Origin of the sequence: Streptomyces sp. NK08204, from assembly GCF_020400585.1 — a bacterium.
In the GTDB taxonomy this organism is placed as follows: domain Bacteria; phylum Actinomycetota; class Actinomycetes; order Streptomycetales; family Streptomycetaceae; genus Streptomyces.
In genome coordinates, this window is the sequence record NZ_JAINVF010000030.1 from 61951 (window position 1) to 79399 (window position 17449).

Consider the following 17449-nt stretch of genomic DNA (forward strand, 5'->3'; position numbering starts at 1 on the left):
TCCCGGGTGCCGTGGCGGTTCCCCTATCCGGGTGACTCCCTTGAAGACCCCTCGCCCCCGGCAGGCGCATCAGGTGACAGTGGGTCAGATCCTCCGCGGGCAGGGGAGGAGGACAGACCGCGGCACGCGCTGCTGGAGGGGGGCAGCGCGGTCCGCGTCCCAGGGGAGGGGCAACGGCGCCTCTTCAGCGCCGAGTTGCCGACTCACCCGTAATCCGTATCCGTATCCGTATTGCGTATCCGTGTCCGGCTCAGGCCCGGCGCAGCGTCATGCGTCGCCGCCTGCCGCCCCCGGATCCGCTGCCGACACGTCCAGCAGCCGGTACCGGTCGATCGCCTGCTTCAGCACGGACCGCTCGACCTTGCCCTCCCGGGCCAGCTCCGTCAGCACGGCGACCACGATCGACTGGGCGTCGATGTGGAAGTAGCGCCGCGCCGCGCCCCGTGTGTCGGCGAAGCCGAAGCCGTCCGCGCCCAGTGACTGGTACGTGCCCGGCACCCACCGCGCGATCTGGTCCGGCACCGACCGCATCCAGTCGGACACGGCCACGAACGGCCCCTCGGAGCCGCTGAGCTTCCGCGTCACGTACGGCACCCGCTGGTCCTCGTCGGGGTGCAGCAGGTTGTGCTCCTCGCACTCCACGGCCTCGCGGCGCAGCTCGTTCCAGGAGGTCGCCGACCAGACATCCGCCCGGACGTTCCACTCCTCGCCGAGGATGCGCTGGGCCTCCAGAGCCCACGGGACGGCCACGCCCGACGCCATGATCTGCGCCGGGACCGAGCCGGACGTGCCCGCGCCGATCCTGTGGACGCCCTTGATGATGCCCTCGACGTCCACGTCCGCCGGCTCGGCCGGGTGCTGGATGGGCTCGTTGTAGACGGTCAGGTAGTAGAAGACGTCCTCGCCGTGCGGGTGCTCGTCGTCGCCGCCGTACATACGGCGCAGGCCGTCCTGCACGATGTGCGCGATCTCGTAGGCGTACGCCGGGTCGTAGGCCACGCAGGCCGGGTTGGTCGACGCGAGCAGCTGCGAGTGGCCGTCCGCGTGCTGGAGACCCTCGCCGGTCAGCGTCGTACGACCCGCGGTCGCGCCCAGTACGAAGCCGCGCGCCAGCTGGTCGGCCATCTGCCAGAACTGGTCACCGGTGCGCTGGAAACCGAACATCGAGTAGAAGACGTAGACCGGGATGAGCGGCTCGCCGTGCGTCGCGTACGCCGAACCCGCCGCGATCAGGGAGGCCGTGCAGCCGGCCTCCGAGATGCCGTCGTGCAGCATCTGGCCGGTCGGCGACTCCTTGTAGGCGAGCAGCAGATCGCGGTCCACCGACTCGTACTGCTGGCCGAGCGGGTTGTAGATCTTGGCGCTCGGGAAGAACGAGTCCATGCCGAACGTGCGGTACTCGTCGGGCGCGATCAGCACGAACCGCTTGCCGATCTCCTTGTCCCGCATGAGGTCCTTCAGGAGCCGCACGAAGGCCATCGTCGTCGCGATGGACTGCTGGCCGGTGCCCTTCTTCACGGTCGCGTAGGTCTTGTCGTCCGGCAGCGGGAGCGGCTTGGAGCGCACGACGCGCGTCGGGACGTACCCGCCGCACTGCTTGCGCATGTCGTGCATGTACTGGATCTCGTCGGTGTGCCGGCCCGGGTGGTAGTACGGCGGCGGGCCCGACTCCAGCTGCCGGTCGGTGATCGGCAGGTGCAGCCGGTCGCGGAAACGCTTGAGGTCGTCGACCGTCAGCTTCTTCATCTGGTGCGTCGCGTTGCGGCCCTCGAAGTTCGGGCCCAGCGTCCAGCCCTTGATCGTCTTGGCCAGGATGACCGTCGGCTGGCCCTTGTGCTCCTTGGCCGCCTTGAACGCCGCGTAGATCTTGCGGTGGTCGTGGCCGCCGCGGCCCAGGTGCAGGATCTGGTCGTCGGTCATGTTCTCGACCATCGCGCGCAGCCGCTGGTCGTCACCGAAGAAGTGCTCGCGGATGTACGCGCCGGACTCGGTGGCGTACGTCTGGAACTGGCCGTCCGGGGTCGTGTTCATCCTGTTCACGAGGACGCCGTCCCGGTCCTGCGCGAGCAGCGGGTCCCAGGTGCGGTCCCAGATGAGCTTGATCACGTTCCAGCCGGCGCCCCGGAAGATCGACTCCAGCTCCTGGATGATCTTGCCGTTGCCGCGCACCGGGCCGTCCAGGCGCTGCAGGTTGCAGTTCACGACGAAGGTCAGGTTGTCCAGGCCCTCGCGGGCGGCGATGGACAGCTGGCCGAGCGACTCGGGCTCGTCCATCTCGCCGTCCCCGAGGAACGCCCACACGTGCGACCTGGAGGTGTCCGCGATGCCGCGCGCCTGCATGTAGCGGTTCATCCGCGCCTGGTAGATCGCGGCGAGCGGGCCGAGGCCCATGGAGACCGTCGGGAACTCCCAGAAGTCCGGCATGGAGCGCGGGTGCGGGTAGCTGGAGAGCCCGTTCGGGTACTTCGACTTCTCCTGCCTGAAGCCGTCCAGCTGGTCCTCGGTGAGGCGGTCGAGCAGGTACGCGCGCGCATAGATGCCCGGGGAGGCGTGCCCCTGGAAGAAGACCTGGTCGCCGCCGTCGCCCTCGTCCTTGCCGCGGAAGAAGTGGTTGAAGCCCACGTCGTACAGCGACGCCGAGGAGGCGAAGGTGGCGATGTGGCCGCCGACGCCGATGCCGGGGCGCTGCGCGCGCGAGACCATCACGGCGGCGTTCCAGCGGGTCGCGTTCAGGACCTTGCGCTCGATCTCCTCGTTGCCGGGGAAGAAAGGCTCCGCCCGGGTGGGGATCGTGTTGACGTAGTCCGTGCTGCGCATCTCCGGCACGGCCACGCGCTTCTCGCGGGCCCGCTCGATCAGGCGCAGCATGAGGTAACGGGCCCGCTCCCGGCCGCGCTCGTCCACCGCGGCGTCGAGGGAGTCGAGCCACTCCTGGGTTTCTTCGGGATCGAAGTCAGGGACCTGACTCGGAAGGCCGCCAATGATGATCGGGTTGCGATCGGATCCGGAAGCCACGGTGTTCCTTACCTGTCAGAGGGCCAGTCCTGCACCTGCCTGCGCCGTCCCCATCGTCCACCCCGGAACGGCGTACGTCATCTCCACCGGTGTCGCCATCGGTCAAAACGCAACGATACGCCCGGGGTGTGACGGGCTTGGCAAAGGCGTTCGAGGGGCGTATCACCGGATGAATCTGAGATGATTCCCAGCGGCACAAAACGGGCAAACGGGAGTGATGTGGGTCACGCAGTGCCGGGACGCGGCGTCGGAAGTTGCGGCGACACGGCCGGGATCGTCACCGTTTCGGCGGTCCGGGCGGCCGGGTACTTGCGCGATCCGTCCCGCACGTGTGGACTACGGCCAAGCGGCGCGCGCACGCGCGTGGCCGAGTTGTTCCCGAAAACATGATCAGGAGGCAGACCGTGAGCGCGACCGCGGACCACGCGGAGACGAGCCTGGCCGTCAGGCTGGGGTTCCAGCCCGACCAGGTGGTCCAGGAGATCGGCTACGACGACGACGTGGACCAGGACCTCCGCGAGTCCATCGAGGAAGCCATCGGCGGCGAGCTGGTGGACGAGGACTACGACGACGTGGCCGACGTCGTGTTGCTGTGGTTCCGCGACGAGGACGGCGACCTGACCGACGCACTGGTCGACGCCATCGGACTCCTCGAAGAGGAAGGGCAGATCCTCCTCCTGACGCCGAAGACCGGCCGGGACGGCTACATCGAGCCCAGCGACATCAACGACGCGGCGCGGACGGCCGGCCTGTCGCAGACCAAGAGCATCAGCGCGGGCAAGGACTGGAACGGCAGCAGACTGCTGACCCCGAAGGCCTCGAAGCGGTGACTGCCGCCCGTAGGTGAGCGAAGCGGGGGCGGCGGTCCCTCCGGGTGACCGCCGCCCCCGCCGCCGTAGGCTGTTCTCCTCCGAACAGCCCACCGAAAGGGAAACATCCCGATGGCCATCCAGGTCGGCGACAAGGCCCCCGACTTCGAGCTCAAGGACAACCACGGCCGGACCGTGAAGCTCTCGGACTTCCGCGGCGACAAGAACGTGGTGCTGCTCTTCTACCCCTTCGCCTTCACCGGCGTGTGCACCGGCGAGCTGTGCGAACTGCGCGACAACCTGCCGGAGTTCTCCGACCGCGAGACCCAGCTGCTCGCCGTCTCCAACGACTCCATCCACACCCTGCGCGTCTTCGCCGAGCAGGAGGGCCTGGAGTACCCGCTGCTGAGCGACTTCTGGCCGCACGGCAACGTCTCCCGCGCCTACGGCGTCTTCGACGAGGACAAGGGATGTGCCGTCCGCGGCACCTTCATCCTCGACAAGGAGGGCGTGGTGCGCTGGACCGTCGTCAACGGCCTGCCGGACGCCCGTGACCTGAACGAGTACGTCAAGGCTCTCGACGCCCTCTGAGCCCGCACCGGGCCGACACCTTTCGCTCTGCGCGTCCAGGGTCTGCGGGGGCGGGAACCCGTCACTAGGATCGGCACGTTGATCCCATATCCGAAGCACGACGGGGCTCCCCGCCCCAGGACACCACATGGAGGACCCGTGGGAGTCAGCCTCAGCAAGGGCGGCAACGTATCGCTGACGAAGGAGGCCCCGGGACTGACCGCGGTCATCGTCGGCCTGGGGTGGGACGTGCGCACCACGACCGGCACGGACTTCGACCTCGACGCCAGCGCGCTGCTGCTGAACAATTCCGGCAAGGTCGCCAGCGACCAGCACTTCGTCTTCTTCAACAACCTCAAGAGCCCCGACGGCTCCGTGGAGCACACCGGTGACAACCTCACCGGTGAGGGCGAGGGGGACGACGAGCAGATCAAGGTCCACCTCGCCGGGGTCCCGGCCGATGTCGAAAAGATCGTGTTCCCGGTGTCGATCTACGACGCCGAGAACCGCCAGCAGTCCTTCGGCCAGGTCCGCAACGCGTTCATCCGCGTCGTGAACCAGGCCAACCAGCAGGAGATCGCTCGCTACGACCTGAGCGAGGACGCCTCCACCGAGACCGCCATGGTCTTCGGCGAGCTGTACCGGCACGGCGCCGAGTGGAAGTTCCGGGCCATCGGCCAGGGGTACGCCTCGGGCCTGCGCGGCATCGCCCAGGACTTCGGCGTCAACGTCTGATACCCGGCAGTTCCACCGACGTTCCGGCGCCGCACCCGTTTGGGGGCGGCGCCGGACGTGCAGGACAACCAGGGAAGCACCACAAGGGGAGGACCAGCATCATGGGCGTCACGCTCGCCAAGGGAGGCAACGTCTCCCTCTCCAAAGCCGCACCGAACCTCACCAACGTCATGATCGGGCTCGGCTGGGACGCACGCTCGACCACCGGCGCCCCCTTCGACCTGGATGCCAGCGCGCTGCTGTGCGGTGCCGGCAACCGTGTGCTGGGCGACGACTGGTTCGTGTTCTACAACCAGCTCAAGAGCCCCGACGGCTCGGTGGAGCACACCGGTGACAACCTCACCGGTGAGGGCGAGGGGGACGACGAGTCGATCCTGGTGGACCTCGCCAAGGTGCCGGCCCAGTGCGAGAAGATCATCTTCCCGGTCTCGATCCACATGGCGGACGAGCGCGGTCAGACCTTCGGGCAGGTCTCCAACGCGTTCATCCGCGTCGTCAACCAGGCCGACGGCCAGGAGCTGGCCCGCTACGACCTCAGCGAGGACGCCTCCACCGAGACGGCCATGATCTTCGGCGAGCTGTACCGCTACCAGGGCGAATGGAAGTTCCGGGCGGTGGGCCAGGGGTATGCGTCGGGACTGCGTGGGATCGCTCTAGACTTTGGAGTCAACGTTTCGTAAAGCCGAGTACGGCTCGGGGGAGACCCGTACCAACACGATTGGGTAGCCAGTGCTTCTGAAAACCTTCGGCTGGTCGTTCGCGGTCACCGCGGTCGGTCTGGTCGCAGCCGTCCTCTACGGGGGGTGGGAGGGCTTCGGCGTCGTGGCGATCCTCTCCATCCTGGAGATCTCGCTGTCGTTCGACAATGCGGTCGTCAACGCCGGAATCCTGAAGAAGATGAACGCCTTCTGGCAGAAGATCTTCCTCACCGTCGGCGTGCTCATCGCGGTCTTCGGCATGAGGCTGGTCTTCCCGGTCGTGATCGTCGCCATCACCGCCAAGATGGGCCCGATCGAGGCGGTCGACCTCGCGCTCAACAACAAGGACCACTACGAGCAGCTCGTCACCGACGCGCACCCGGCCATCGCCGCCTTCGGTGGCATGTTCCTGCTCATGATCTTCCTCGACTTCATCTTCGAGGACCGGGACATCCAGTGGCTGCGCTGGATCGAGCGCCCCCTTGCCAAGCTCGGCAAGGTCGACATGCTGTCGGTCTGCATCTCGCTGATCGTCCTGCTCATCACCTCCTTCACCTTCGCCACCCACGCCCACCAGCACGGCGGCGCCCATGTCGACAAGGCACAGACGGTCCTGATCGCCGGCATCGCCGGCCTGATCACCTACATGATCGTCGGCGGTCTCTCCGGCTACTTCGAGGACCGGCTCGAGGAAGAGGAGGAACGCGAGCACGAGGAGGAGGAAGAGGCCGCCCGCTCCGGGAAGAAACGTTCAGCGGTCGTCCTCGCCGGCCAGGCCGCGTTCTTCATGTTCCTCTACCTCGAGGTCCTGGACGCGTCCTTCTCCTTCGACGGCGTGATCGGCGCCTTCGCCATCACCAACGACATCGTCCTGATGGCGCTCGGCCTCGGCATCGGCGCGATGTACGTCCGGTCGCTGACCGTCTACCTGGTCCGTCAGGGCACTCTCGACGACTACGTCTACCTCGAGCACGGCGCCCACTACGCGATCGGCGCCCTGGCCGTGATCCTCATGGTCACCATCCAGTACGAGATCCACGAGGTCATCACCGGTCTCGTCGGCGTCGTCCTGATCGCCTGGTCCTTCTGGTCCTCCGTGCGCCGCAACCGCGCGCTCGCGGCACAGGAGAGCGGCTCCGACGAGAAGGCCGAGGTCTCCTCCGGGGTGTGACACCCCACGCGATGAGGAACGCTCTGTTCGGGGCGGCCGGCACGGGTCGGCCGCCCCGACGGCGTTTCCACGACCGGTCGATGCCGGTTCAGTCGATGCCGGTTCAGTCGATGCCGGTTCAGACCGATGCCGGTTCAGACCGATGCCGGTTCGATGACGAGTACCTGGGGGCGGGAATGGGTTTCTTCGACGGGCTGCGGGGCGCACGCGCCGAGTTCGACTCCGGCAGCGCTGCGACCAATGCGATCGAACTGACCAAACGGCACCAGCAGGTGTCCCTCACCAAACAGGACGCGGCCACCGGCCACCTGCGCGTCAACCTCAACTGGCGGATGCGCACCTCCGACTTCGACACCACCCGGCGCACGAGCCTGCTCAGGCACCCCTTGCGGCTGTTCAAGCCGCCGGAGGTGCTCGGACACGGGCAGAGCATGGTCGACGTCGACCTCGACCTGGGCTGCCTGTACGAGCTGGCCGACGGCACCAAAGGAGTCGTCCAGCCGCTCGGCGGCTACCTCGGCGACGTCAACGCACCGCCGTACATCAAGCTCAGCGGTGACGACCGGTTCGGCTCGGCGTCCGGCGAGACGATGTACATCAACCTCGACCACCGGGACGCCATCAAACGCCTGCTGGTCTTCGTCTACATCTACGACCAGACCCCGGCCTTCGACCGCACGCAGGCGATCGTCACGCTGTACCCGAGCAACGGCCCCCGCATCGAGATAGGCCTCGACGAGCGGCACCCGCAGGCGCGGTCCTGCGCGGTGGTGATGATCGAGAACGTGAAGGGCGAACTCCTCGTCCGCCGCGAGGTGAAGTTCGTGTACGGCTTCCAGGGCGAGCTGGACCGCTTGTACGGGTGGGGGCTGCAGTGGGGGCGGGGTTACAAGACCAAGGTCGAGCGCTGACCCGCCCGGTGGCCGGCCCTAGCGCCCGACGAACTGCGGCCCCTGCGGCGGCAGCCGGAAGTCCGGGTCCGGCGCCGCCGGCACGGGCACCGGTTGCGGATACCCGTACGCCGGCGGAGCCGATGTCGGCTGGGGGTATCCGTACGACGGCTGCGGGTAGCCGTACGACGGCTGGCGCGGGACCGCCGCCGTCGGCTGTTCCGGCGGCAGCGGCTGGGACGTGACCGCCTCCGGGCGGACCTGGGGCGGCTCCTGCTCCGGCTCCGACTCGTCCACCGAGATGCCGTAGTCGGTGGCGAGACCCTTCAGGCCGTTCGAATAGCCCTCGCCCAGCGCACGGAACTTCCAGCCCTCCCCGCGCCGGTACAGCTCACCGCAGATCAGCGCGGTCTCGGCGCCCGTCTCCGGCGTGATGTCGAACCGGGCCAGCGGCTCCCCGTCCGCGACCGCCGCGTCGTACAGCAGGATCCCCAGCCCCGGCACCCGGTCGAAGGGGACCCCGTCCGCGGACGCGACCAGCAGGATCCTGCCGATGACGGGCTCGATGCCGGACAGGGCCGTCTGGATCGTGTCGGTCAGGCCCTCGGCGGTCCGCTTCTTGCCCAGCCGCCAGACCTTCCCCGAGGGGTGCCGGGGCTGGTTGTAGAAGACGAAGTCCTCGTCGGAACGCACACGGCCGTCGGAACCGAGCAGCAGCGCCGAGGCGTCCACGTCCGGTACCCCCTGCCCGGAGGTCCAGCGCAGCACGGCGCGCACCGTGGTGGCTTCGAGCGGGACGTTCGACCCCTTCAGCATCGCGTGCGTCATGCGGTCATCCTGCCCTCTCGGTCCTGGTCACGACAATGCGGGGGTGTTTCCGGCCGACACAGGCGAGTTACCGGAAATTCATCGCCCGACGGGAACCTCCGACATAGATCTCTACGTACTATTACCGGCCACCCTTTACCGAATCCAGAGGATCGGCCCGCGCCTCCGAGGGAGTCCTATGCGTCATTTCGGGCACATCGCCCCCGAGGTGCGGCAGCGCCTCTTCCATCAGGAGCCGTGCGCGTTCTCCGCCGACTCCCCGGCCCGGCTGCTCGCCACGGCCCTCGGCGCCACGCTCTACAGCCCCGCCACCCGGTCCCGGCTCGCCGACGACATCGTCAAGCAGGCCGGGAAAGGCGTGGTCTCGATGGTGCTGTGCCTGGAGGACTCCATCGACGACGCGGACGTCGCCGACGGCGAGGACAACCTCGTCCGGCAGTTCGCCGACCTGGCCGACCTGGCCGGCCTCGCCGATCGCGGCACGCCGGCGGGCACCGAGCCGCCCCTGCTGTTCATCCGGGTCCGCACCCCCGAGCAGATCCTCGACCTCGTGCGGCGCCTCGGTCCCTTCGCACGGCTGCTCTCCGGCTTCGTGCTGCCGAAGTTCACCGAGGAACGCGGCATCCCCTTCTTGGAGGCCCTCACCGCCGCCGAGGCCGACAGCGGGCGCCGGCTGTTCGCCATGCCCGTCCTGGAATCGCCCGAGCTGCTGTACCGCGAATCCCGCGTGGAGACCCTGGAAGGCATAGCCCGCGCGGTAGACAAGTACCGTGACCGGGTCCTCGCCCTGCGCCTGGGCGTCACCGACTTCTGCTCCTCCTACGGGCTGCGCCGTGCCCCCGACATGACCGCGTACGACGTCCAGATCGTCGCCTCCGTGATCGCCGACGTCGTCAACATGCTGGGCCGCGCCGACGGCACCGGGTTCACCGTCACCGGGCCGGTGTGGGAGTACTTCCGCACCTCCGAGCGCATGTTCAAGCCGCAGCTCAGGCAGAGCCCCTTCCTGGAGGTGCAGGCCGCCGAGCTGCGCGACAAGCTCATCGAACACGCCATGGACGGACTGCTGCGCGAGATCTCCCTGGACCACGCCAACGGCCTGCTCGGCAAGACCTGCATCCACCCCTCCCACGTCCTGCCCGTCCACGCCCTGTCCGTCGTCAGCCACGAGGAGTACAGCGACGCCCAGGACATCCTGCGGCCGGAACGCGGCGGCGGAGGCGTACTGCGGTCCGCTTACACGAACAAGATGAACGAAGTGAAACCCCACCGCGCCTGGGCCGAGCGGACCCTGCTGCGCGCCGAGGTGTTCGGCGTGGCCCACGAGGACGTCGGCTTCGTGGAACTGCTGGCCGCCGGCATACCCGGCTGAACCCATGGGACGCATGAACGACGCGAACGACGCGAACGACGCGAACGATGTGAACACGGTGTACGAGGCGAAGGGGGCGGTGAACCACCGGGTGTGGTCCGGGAGCTGGGTCGCCGAGCGGCTCGGCGTCGAGCTGGCCGGCGACGAGGCGCTGACCGGCATGCTGGGGCTGGCGCTGCGCCGCAACCCCAAGCGGGCGCATCTGCTGGTCTCCCATGTGCTCGGCAAGCATGTACCGCAGTCGCCGGCCGTGGTGTACGGCCATGGAGTCACCCTCGGCCGCCGGGTCGCCGCGCTGCTCGGCGAGGCGGAGACGGCGACCGCCGTCGTCCTCGGCTACGCGGAGACCGCGACGGGGCTCGGCCATGCGGTCGCCGACGGCCTCGGCGCGGTGCCGTACCTGCACTCCACGCGTCGGCCGGTGGCCGGCGTCGCCCGGGCGGGCGGTTTCGAGGAGTCGCACTCCCATGCCACGTCTCATCTGTTGTTGCCCGAAGATCCTGCTCTGCTGGCCGGTGACGGGCCTCTGGTCCTGGTCGACGACGAGTTCTCCACGGGCAACACCGTGCTGAACACCATCCGTGACCTGCACGAACGGTATCCGCGGCAGCGGTATGTGGTGGTCGCCCTGGTCGACATGCGCTCCCCGGCGGACACCGCCCGCATGGAGCGCTTCGCCGCCGGGATCGGTGCCCGCGTCGATCTGGTCGCCGCCGCCTCCGGGGCCGTACGGCTGCCCGAGGGCGTGCTGGAGAAGGGGCAGGAGCTGGTCGCCCGGCACGAGGCCACCCGGCAGGACGAGGCCACCGGGCTGCCGTCCGAGCCGCCGGACGGCCGGATCACCCGCGTCGACCTGCGCTGGCCCCACCGATTGCCCGACGGCGGCCGGCACGGCTTCACACCCGCCCACCGGGCCCGCCTGGAGGCGGCGCTGCCCGCCATGGCCGCCCGGATCGCCGAGGCGCTGCCGGCCGACGCCCGCCGCGTGCTCGTGCTCGGCTTCGAAGAGCTGATGTACGCGCCGCTGCGGCTCGCCCGCGAGCTGGAGCAGGTGATACCGGCCGAGGTGCGCTTCTCCACCACCACCCGCTCGCCCGTCCTCGCGGTCGACGACCCCGGCTACGCGATCCGCACCCGCCTGGTCTTCCCCGCCCACGACGACCCCGCCGACGGCCCCGGTGAACGCTACGCCTACAACATCGCGGGCGCCGGCTTCGACGCCGTCGTCGCCGTGCCCGACTCGGCCGCCGACACGCCGGCGCTGCACGCCCCCGACGGTCTGCTGGCCCGGCTCGCCGCGCACACCTCGCACGTCCTGCTCGCGGCCGTCCCGTCCTACCTCCCCGCATGCTCCTCCCCCGAAAGGCCGGCCATGCTGCCCGAGCCCCTCCGCGGCCCCGCCTTCTCCTCGTACGCCCCCGAGGAGGTCGGCTGGCTGCTCCAGGACCTGTCGGACGTGACACTGGAGGCACCGACCGAGGAGCGGGAGGAGGCCATCCAGAGCGGTGGCGCCCACTACGCCGAGTCGCTGCCGGTGGAGTACCAGCCCAGCGAGCAGTACCAGCAGCTGTTCCACACGGCCCTGGACGCCTCGGCCGCCCGGCTCGCCCAGGCGGTCGGCGTCGTGACCGAGACCGTCATCGCCGAACGGTCGCCCCGCCCGGTACTGGTCTCACTCGCCCGTGCGGGCACCCCGGTCGGCGTCCTCATGCGCCGCTGGGCCGCGTACCGTCACGGACTGGACCTGCCCCACTACGCCGTCTCGATCGTCCGCGGCCGGGGCATCGACGCCAACGCGCTGCGCTGGCTCGCCGACCGTCATGACCCCCGCGACGTCGTCTTCGTCGACGGCTGGACCGGCAAGGGTGCGATCACCCGTGAACTCGCCCAGGCAGTCGAGGAGTTCGAGGCGAGGGAGGGCGTCACCGGCTTCGATCCGGAGATCGCCGTACTCGCCGACCCGGGTTCGTGCGTGCGCACCTACGGCACCCGTGAGGACTTCCTCATCCCCTCCGCCTGCCTCAACTCCACGGTCTCCGGACTGATCTCGCGCACCGTCCTGCGCGCCGACCTGGTCGGCCCGGACGACTTCCACGGCGCCAAGTTCTACCGGGAACTGGCCGCCGCCGACGTCTCCGTGGCCTTCCTCGACGCCGTCACCGCGCGTTTCCCGGAGGTCGCCGACACCGTCGCCACGGCGGCCAAGGAGTTGATGGCCGAGGACCGCACCCCGACCTGGGCCGGCTGGCGGGCCGTCGAACGGATCAGCGAGGAGTACGGCATCCACGACGTCAACCTGGTCAAGCCGGGCGTCGGCGAGACCACCCGGGTACTGCTGCGCCGGGTGCCATGGAAGATCCTGGCGCGGGCCGGGGCCGGCGCCGACCTGGACCATGTGCGCCTGCTGGCCGGACAGCGGGGCGTACCGGTCGAGGAGGTCGGCGAGCTGCCGTACAGCTGCGTCGGACTGATCCACCCGAAGTACACGCGCGGGGCGACCGGCGCCGACGGCCGGGCGGTGAGTGTCTGATGCCGGTGCTGGTGGCGAGCGACCTCGACCGTACGCTGATCTACTCCTCGGCGGCCCTCGCGCTGACCATGCCCGACGCGCGGGCACCCCGGCTGCTGTGCGTCGAGGTCCACGAGAGCAAGCCGCTCTCCTACATGACCGAGACGGCCGCCCGGCTGCTGACCGACCTCGGGGACACGGCCGTCTTCGTGCCGACCACGACCCGCACCCGCAAGCAGTACCAGCGCATCAACCTGCCCGGTCCGCCTCCCACGTACGCGATCTGCGCCAACGGCGGCCATCTGCTGGTCGACGGGGTGACGGACGCGGACTGGCACGCGGGGGTGCGCGCGCGGCTCGCCGCGCAGTGCGCGCCGCTGGCGGAGGTGCGGGAGCACCTGATGACCTCCGCCGACCCCGCATGGGTGCGCAAGCACCGGGTCGCCGAGGACCTGTTCGCCTACCTCGTCGTCGAGCGCGAGCTGCTGCCCGAGGAGTGGGTGAAGGAACTGGCGGTGTGGGCCGAGGACCGGGGCTGGACCGTCTCGCTGCAGGGCCGGAAGATCTACGCCGTCCCGCAGCCGCTCACCAAGAGCGCGGCCGTACGTGAGGTGGCCCGCCGCACCGGCGCCGAACTGACGCTGGCGGCCGGTGACTCCCTCCTCGACGCCGACCTGCTGCTCGCCGCCGACCAGGGCTGGCGCCCGGGCCACGGCGAACTGGCCGACACCGGATGGACGGCACCGGCGATCGGCGCGCTGCCGGAACGGGGAGTGCTGGCGGGGGAGCGCATCCTACGGGAGTTCCTGAAGGCGGCCCGCACGTGATGCGGCCCGCGCGGCAGCGCTGGGGGCGGGGCTGACGGCGGTGCTACCCGCAGCAGCCGCCGCCGCAGCAACCGCCGCCTCCGCCCGCCCGGGGTGCCGCGGCGGGCGCTGAGGCCGTGCCGCCCACGGCCACCGTCGACAGGAGCTTGACCGTGTCGTCGTGACCCGCAGGGCAGCTCGCGGGGTCGGCGGACTCCGCCATGGGGCGGCTCAGTTCGAACGTGTCGCCGCAGGTCCGGCAGCGGTACTCGTAGCGAGGCATGAGCACCAGGTTAGCCGGGCCGGCGGGACGGCGTCTGCTCCGCCCGCTCACTGGCTTCCGGGTGCCGGGCCCGCCAGTACGGGTTGTCGTGCGGCAGGCTCGAGCTGACCCTGCCGTACATGCCGAACGCCATCAGCAGGACGCCGACGACGAAGCTGAACAGCACGTTCTGGATCTTGAACGCGAGGAAGTTGTTCGGGGTGTCCAGCAGGCCGAGGTTCAGGAAGCCGTTCAGGAGGAACAGCACACCGAAGACCATGTTCAGCGTCGACGCCACGTTTCCGCCGATCAGCATGCCCGCGACGAGGATCACCCCGACGCAGATCGACAGCACGCTGAGCGCGCCGTTGGTGTTCAGACCGGCCACGGTGTCGCCGCCGGTGCTGAAGAAGCCGATGTGGTCGATCACCCCGAGGATGCCGAAGACGAGCAGGAACACTCCGATCACCCCCGCGCCGATCCGGTAGACCGTGCTCAGTCGGTGGTCGACGGGCAGATGCTGCTCGAACCGGATCGGGGACCGCTGCCTGGTGTGCTTCCCGTGTGCTGCGTGTGTGGCCATGTCCGCCTCCTCGGGCGCTAGCGGAGGCCATGCATTCATCTCAATATCCACCTGCCCCGGATCACCGGCAACACACGCGCCCCGTGCCCGCTGCGCCCGCTGCCGTGCCCGCCCCCTACCGGCCGCGGCTCAGTGCCCGGGGCCGCCCCCGCGCTCCTCGCGGATCTGGGCCACCACCCGCGCCGCCGTCTGCCGTACGGCGTCGGTCTCGGTCAGGAACTGCCAGTAGTCCGGGTGCCGGCCCTCCAGCATGCCGACCGCCCGCTCCAGCCGGGCCACCGCGTCGTCCAGCGGGCGGGCGTGCCGCGGATCCGGGGACGTACGCCCGGTCATGGCCAGCCGCTGGGCGTCCCGGATCGCGAACCGGGTCCGTTCGATCTCCTGCTGGGGGTCCTTCTGCACGGCGTTCAGCCGCTCCAGCCGGTCGCGGGCGGCCGAGACGGCCTCGTCGGTCGTGTTCAGCAGCGCCCGTACGGTCGACAGCAGCGAGGTGGCGTCCGGCCAGCGCTGGGCGTCCCGGGCGGCCTGCGCCTCGCGCAGCTTCACCTCGGCCTGCCGTACGTTCTGCGCGGCCTGCTCGGGCACGGACTGCAGGTCCTGCCAGCACGCCGCCGCGAACCGCCGCCGCAGCTCGCTCAGCACCGGGTCGACCTGCCCGGCGCGGGTGGTCAGGGCCTGGGCGCGGGTGCGCAGGGAGACCAGCCGGTGGTCGATCTCGGCGGACTTCCCGGGCAGCCGCTCGGCCTCGGCCCGAACGGCCCCCGCCTCCCGCTGCACCCGCTCGGCCCGCTCCAGCGTCTGCGCCACCCCGTGCTGTCCGGCACCCTGGTTCAGCCTGGTCAGCTCCGGGGCCAGCGCGGCGAGCCGCCCGGCGAGGTCGTCGGCCCGCAGCCCCTTCTCCCGGACGGCGTCCAGCGCCTCGCCGGCGGCTCGCAGCGCCTGCCGGGCCCGCTCCACGGCGGGGGCCAGCCGGGCCAGCTGGGTCTCGGCGTTGCCGAGCAGCGGGCCGAGGGAACTGCCGAACCGGTCCAGTTCCTGCTTGACCCGGACCAGCTCGTCCTTGGCCGCAGTCAGCTCTCCGCGCGCCCGGACGGCGGCCTGGGCCTCCAGATCGACCCGGTCCAGGTCATGGGCGTCGACGGCCTCGATGTAACGGCGGCTGACCTCGTCGATGCGCTGCCCGAGCGCCGCGAAGTCGCCGACGGCACGCCGGGCGGCGGGGGAGTCGTCCACCGCCGTGATCGTCTCGATGGAGATCCTCAGATCCCGCTGCGCGGTGTCGAGTTCGTAGAACGCCGCCGCGGCGGCGTCCTTCGCGGCCTGCGCCTCAGCCCGCTGGCTCTCCGCGCGCCCGCCGAACCAGCGCCGGGTGCCGCCCCCGGCGAACGCGGCGGGCAGCACCAGCACGGCCAGCGCCGGCAGGCTCATGAGGGTGAGGGCGTCGCGGACCGGGGCGGGACGGCGCCGGCGCCGCGCGGACGGGGGCGGCGGCACCGCGGGTCCCTGCCGGGGCCGGTCGGTCGGCGGCTGCGGGTACGGCTGCGTGGCTGGCGTGCCCGGTGTCGCCGTCACAATCCCTACTCCCGTGCTTGGGTTCGCCTTGGGTGGGTCACATTCTCCCACCCGTTGAGGACGAACACACGGGCCGGTCAGTTCGCCGTAGGCACGGTGATGCCCGGGTCGCACGAGGACGGCGGCGATGGCGGGACCCCTGGGCGGGCGCGATACAGGTTTGCGGTGCACCGCCCCGGGCAAGGTAGGCTGTCGACTCGTCCTGGCCGCATTGCCGGGATGCGGGTGCGTAGCTCAGGGGTAGAGCGCCTGCCTTACAAGCAGGATGTCGGCGGTTCGAAACCGTCCGCGCCCACCGACGAGAGCCCTCGGCCGTCCCGGCCGGGGGCTCTTCGTGTCGTTCTTGCCTCTGCCCTTGCTTCTGCTCTTTTCAGCTCTCCCCGTGTTTCTCGGGCGGCTCCTCGTGGGCGTGCTTGAGCCGTGTGCGGGCCTCCACCCGGTCCGCCGCCGCGACCTCGGCCCAGAAGCGGTGGCAGCTGACGAACACCGCGAGCTCGTGCTCCCGCTGCCGCAGCTTCTGCACTTCTGCCTGCTCGTCCTCCGTCCAGCCGGGGGAGGCGGGCCGCTCGACCTTGCGCCAGCCGGTGTCGTCGGTGAAGCCGTCCAGCGGTTCCACCGACCAGGGCAGCCGCTTGAGCAGGGCCGACAGCTCGGCCCTGACCTGATGCAGCTCCTCCTGGCCGGCGCGGAGGTCACTGGGGAATTCAGAGGTCGTAGCCACGAGGTAATGCTATGCCTGTTCGAATTTGCGAGGCGAGTTCGCTCAGCTGGTGGGCACCTCGATGGCGCGGCCCCGAGCGAGGCGCAGGAGCAGGGTGTCGCCGGCACGCGCCGGGCGCCGTGTCCGGCGGCCAGGGCCACCGAGCCGCCCGGGCGGTGACCTGCCTGCCGCCCGGTCGTGCTTGCTCAGGCTCATCGCCCGATCCCGAAACGACGGCGTGGCCGTGAGTCTCCACCAGGTCAGCCACGAACCGCAGTTGCTCCTGCGGCCCGGACCCGCTGACCGAACTGGACACCGCAGGCGATCAGGTGGCGAGGCGTCAACTGTGCCACCGCCGTACGCCACCAACTCGGCTGGAAAAGAGATCGCAATCTACGCGCTCAGCCCTTACATCCAGCCGGCCAAGGCCGCTCGAGGCATGCGGCGTGCTGAGCAGCGGGAGCCTGGTCTTCCCGTAAACCGCAGGTCAGGAGGGGACGAGCAAGGAGTTGCCGGAAAGGTCGTACCTCTCCGGCGGCCTCTTCTTCCATGGTCGCGCCCTCTGTTGAATGGTCAAGGTTCAGCCAACTTCGTTGGCTGGTACCTGACATGTGCGCGTCCCTGATGTCACTCTCTCCCCGCTCATCGCAGCAGCACCGAGAGTTCACGATGCGCATTCCGGCCGGTAACCCCTGCACTGGCCCGCACTCCCCCACAAGAAGGAGCTTTGAGTGAGCCCCGTTTTCGCGCGCCACAAGCGCACCACTCTGGCCGTCGCCACCGCTGTCGCCGCCGGAGCCTTGCTCTCCACCGGCCTTGCCACCAGCGCCAACGCCCAGACCCCGGCCGGGTCCGCCGCCGCCAAGCCGCTTCCGGGCGCCCCGAGTTCGCTGTCCGCCGCTGCGCGTACCACCCTGATCCGGCAGGCT

16 protein-coding genes, 1 tRNA gene and 1 pseudogene are annotated in these 17449 nt (G+C 70.0%); 11 read left to right on the top strand and 7 right to left on the bottom strand.

The features are described from left to right. Positions 1-267: 267 nt before the first annotated feature. The gene (aceE, locus tag K7G59_RS30565; RefSeq protein ID WP_225839916.1) at positions 268-3015 is read right to left on the bottom strand and encodes a pyruvate dehydrogenase (acetyl-transferring), homodimeric type; all 2748 of its coding nucleotides are present in this window, start codon (positions 3013-3015) and stop codon (positions 268-270) included. Positions 3016-3419: 404 nt separating this feature from the next. Between aceE and K7G59_RS30570 the strand changes: the two genes are divergently transcribed. From K7G59_RS30570 to K7G59_RS30595, 6 genes are all read left to right on the top strand, one after another. Beyond that, positions 3420-3845: a DUF3052 domain-containing protein gene (locus tag K7G59_RS30570; protein ID WP_225839917.1), complete on the top strand. Its 426-nt coding sequence runs from the start codon at positions 3420-3422 to the stop codon at positions 3843-3845. Positions 3846-3956: 111 nt separating this feature from the next. After that, entirely contained in the window at positions 3957-4415 is a 459-nt protein-coding gene (locus K7G59_RS30575; protein ID WP_225839918.1) for a peroxiredoxin, read from the top strand. A 138-nt stretch (positions 4416-4553) separates the two neighbouring features. Continuing rightward, complete coding sequence (locus K7G59_RS30580) at positions 4554-5129, top strand: TerD family protein (RefSeq protein ID WP_225839919.1); 576 nt, start codon at positions 4554-4556, stop codon at positions 5127-5129. Positions 5130-5230: 101 nt separating this feature from the next. Next, on the top strand, positions 5231-5809 hold the full coding sequence (locus tag K7G59_RS30585; protein WP_225839920.1) for a TerD family protein: 579 nt from the start codon (positions 5231-5233) through the stop codon (positions 5807-5809). A gap of 49 nt (positions 5810-5858) precedes the next feature. Next, on the top strand, positions 5859-6998 hold the full coding sequence (locus K7G59_RS30590; RefSeq protein WP_225839921.1) for a DUF475 domain-containing protein: 1140 nt from the start codon (positions 5859-5861) through the stop codon (positions 6996-6998). Positions 6999-7174: 176 nt separating this feature from the next. Continuing rightward, positions 7175-7909, top strand: a complete 735-nt coding sequence (locus K7G59_RS30595) for a Tellurium resistance (RefSeq protein ID WP_225839922.1) — start codon at positions 7175-7177, stop codon at positions 7907-7909. Positions 7910-7927: 18 nt separating this feature from the next. Here K7G59_RS30595 and K7G59_RS30600 read toward each other — a convergent pair whose 3' ends face one another. Then, the gene (locus K7G59_RS30600; protein ID WP_225839923.1) at positions 7928-8716 is read right to left on the bottom strand and encodes a TerD family protein; all 789 of its coding nucleotides are present in this window, start codon (positions 8714-8716) and stop codon (positions 7928-7930) included. A gap of 178 nt (positions 8717-8894) precedes the next feature. On the opposite strand from K7G59_RS30600, the gene K7G59_RS30605 reads away from it, so the two are divergent. Genes K7G59_RS30605 through K7G59_RS30615 form a run of 3 tightly spaced genes read left to right on the top strand, consistent with a single transcriptional unit; the run spans position 8895 to position 13424 of the window. After that, the gene (locus tag K7G59_RS30605) at positions 8895-10088 is read left to right on the top strand and encodes an HpcH/HpaI aldolase/citrate lyase family protein (protein WP_225839925.1); all 1194 of its coding nucleotides are present in this window, start codon (positions 8895-8897) and stop codon (positions 10086-10088) included. A gap of 13 nt (positions 10089-10101) precedes the next feature. Continuing rightward, positions 10102-12618, top strand: coding sequence for a phosphoribosyltransferase (locus K7G59_RS30610; protein ID WP_225839927.1), 2517 nt, complete (start codon positions 10102-10104; stop codon positions 12616-12618). Further along, complete coding sequence (locus K7G59_RS30615) at positions 12618-13424, top strand: HAD family hydrolase (protein WP_225839929.1); 807 nt, start codon at positions 12618-12620, stop codon at positions 13422-13424. Before K7G59_RS30610 ends, K7G59_RS30615 begins: the two co-directional genes overlap by 1 nt. Before the next feature lie 43 nt (positions 13425-13467). On the opposite strand, the gene K7G59_RS30620 is transcribed toward K7G59_RS30615, so the two are convergent. The 3 genes from K7G59_RS30620 to K7G59_RS30630 all read right to left on the bottom strand — a co-directional run bounded on the left by K7G59_RS30620 (position 13468) and on the right by K7G59_RS30630 (position 15820). After that, a complete protein-coding gene (locus K7G59_RS30620) occupies positions 13468-13686 on the bottom strand; it encodes a zinc ribbon domain-containing protein (RefSeq protein WP_225839931.1) in 219 nt (72 codons plus the stop codon). Between the two features lie 10 nt (positions 13687-13696). After that, a complete protein-coding gene (locus tag K7G59_RS30625; protein ID WP_225839935.1) occupies positions 13697-14248 on the bottom strand; it encodes a DUF4383 domain-containing protein in 552 nt (183 codons plus the stop codon). Positions 14249-14377: 129 nt separating this feature from the next. Further along, on the bottom strand, positions 14378-15820 hold the full coding sequence (locus tag K7G59_RS30630; protein WP_374114308.1) for a hypothetical protein: 1443 nt from the start codon (positions 15818-15820) through the stop codon (positions 14378-14380). A gap of 223 nt (positions 15821-16043) precedes the next feature. Between K7G59_RS30630 and K7G59_RS30635 the strand changes: the two genes are divergently transcribed. Beyond that, positions 16044-16115: transfer RNA gene (locus tag K7G59_RS30635), tRNA-Val, on the top strand. A gap of 75 nt (positions 16116-16190) precedes the next feature. On the opposite strand, the gene K7G59_RS30640 is transcribed toward K7G59_RS30635, so the two are convergent. Next, positions 16191-16541 carry a hypothetical protein gene (locus K7G59_RS30640; protein ID WP_225839937.1) on the bottom strand — a complete coding sequence of 117 codons (351 nt, stop codon included), beginning with the start codon at positions 16539-16541 and terminating at the stop codon, positions 16191-16193. A 42-nt stretch (positions 16542-16583) separates the two neighbouring features. Beyond that, positions 16584-16736, bottom strand: a complete 153-nt coding sequence (locus K7G59_RS30645) for a hypothetical protein (RefSeq protein ID WP_225839938.1) — start codon at positions 16734-16736, stop codon at positions 16584-16586. A 515-nt stretch (positions 16737-17251) separates the two neighbouring features. Between K7G59_RS30645 and K7G59_RS30650 the strand changes: the two are divergent. Then, a pseudogene (locus K7G59_RS30650) lies at positions 17252-17449 on the top strand (peptidase M4 family protein); the annotation flags it as partial.

Coding starts and splice junctions, on each gene's coding strand:
- K7G59_RS30610 (WP_225839927.1), top strand. CDS start 10,102: ATGAACGACGCGAACGACGCGAACGACGCGAACGATGTGAACACGGTG.
- K7G59_RS30575 (WP_225839918.1), top strand. CDS start 3,957: ATGGCCATCCAGGTCGGCGACAAGGCCCCCGACTTCGAGCTCAAGGAC.
- K7G59_RS30645 (WP_225839938.1), bottom strand. CDS start 16,736: ATGAGCCTGAGCAAGCACGACCGGGCGGCAGGCAGGTCACCGCCCGGG.
- K7G59_RS30615 (WP_225839929.1), top strand. CDS start 12,618: ATGCCGGTGCTGGTGGCGAGCGACCTCGACCGTACGCTGATCTACTCC.
- K7G59_RS30600 (WP_225839923.1), bottom strand. CDS start 8,716: ATGACGCACGCGATGCTGAAGGGGTCGAACGTCCCGCTCGAAGCCACC.
- K7G59_RS30585 (WP_225839920.1), top strand. CDS start 5,231: ATGGGCGTCACGCTCGCCAAGGGAGGCAACGTCTCCCTCTCCAAAGCC.
- K7G59_RS30620 (WP_225839931.1), bottom strand. CDS start 13,686: ATGCCTCGCTACGAGTACCGCTGCCGGACCTGCGGCGACACGTTCGAA.
- K7G59_RS30595 (WP_225839922.1), top strand. CDS start 7,175: ATGGGTTTCTTCGACGGGCTGCGGGGCGCACGCGCCGAGTTCGACTCC.
- K7G59_RS30625 (WP_225839935.1), bottom strand. CDS start 14,248: ATGGCCACACACGCAGCACACGGGAAGCACACCAGGCAGCGGTCCCCG.
- K7G59_RS30605 (WP_225839925.1), top strand. CDS start 8,895: ATGCGTCATTTCGGGCACATCGCCCCCGAGGTGCGGCAGCGCCTCTTC.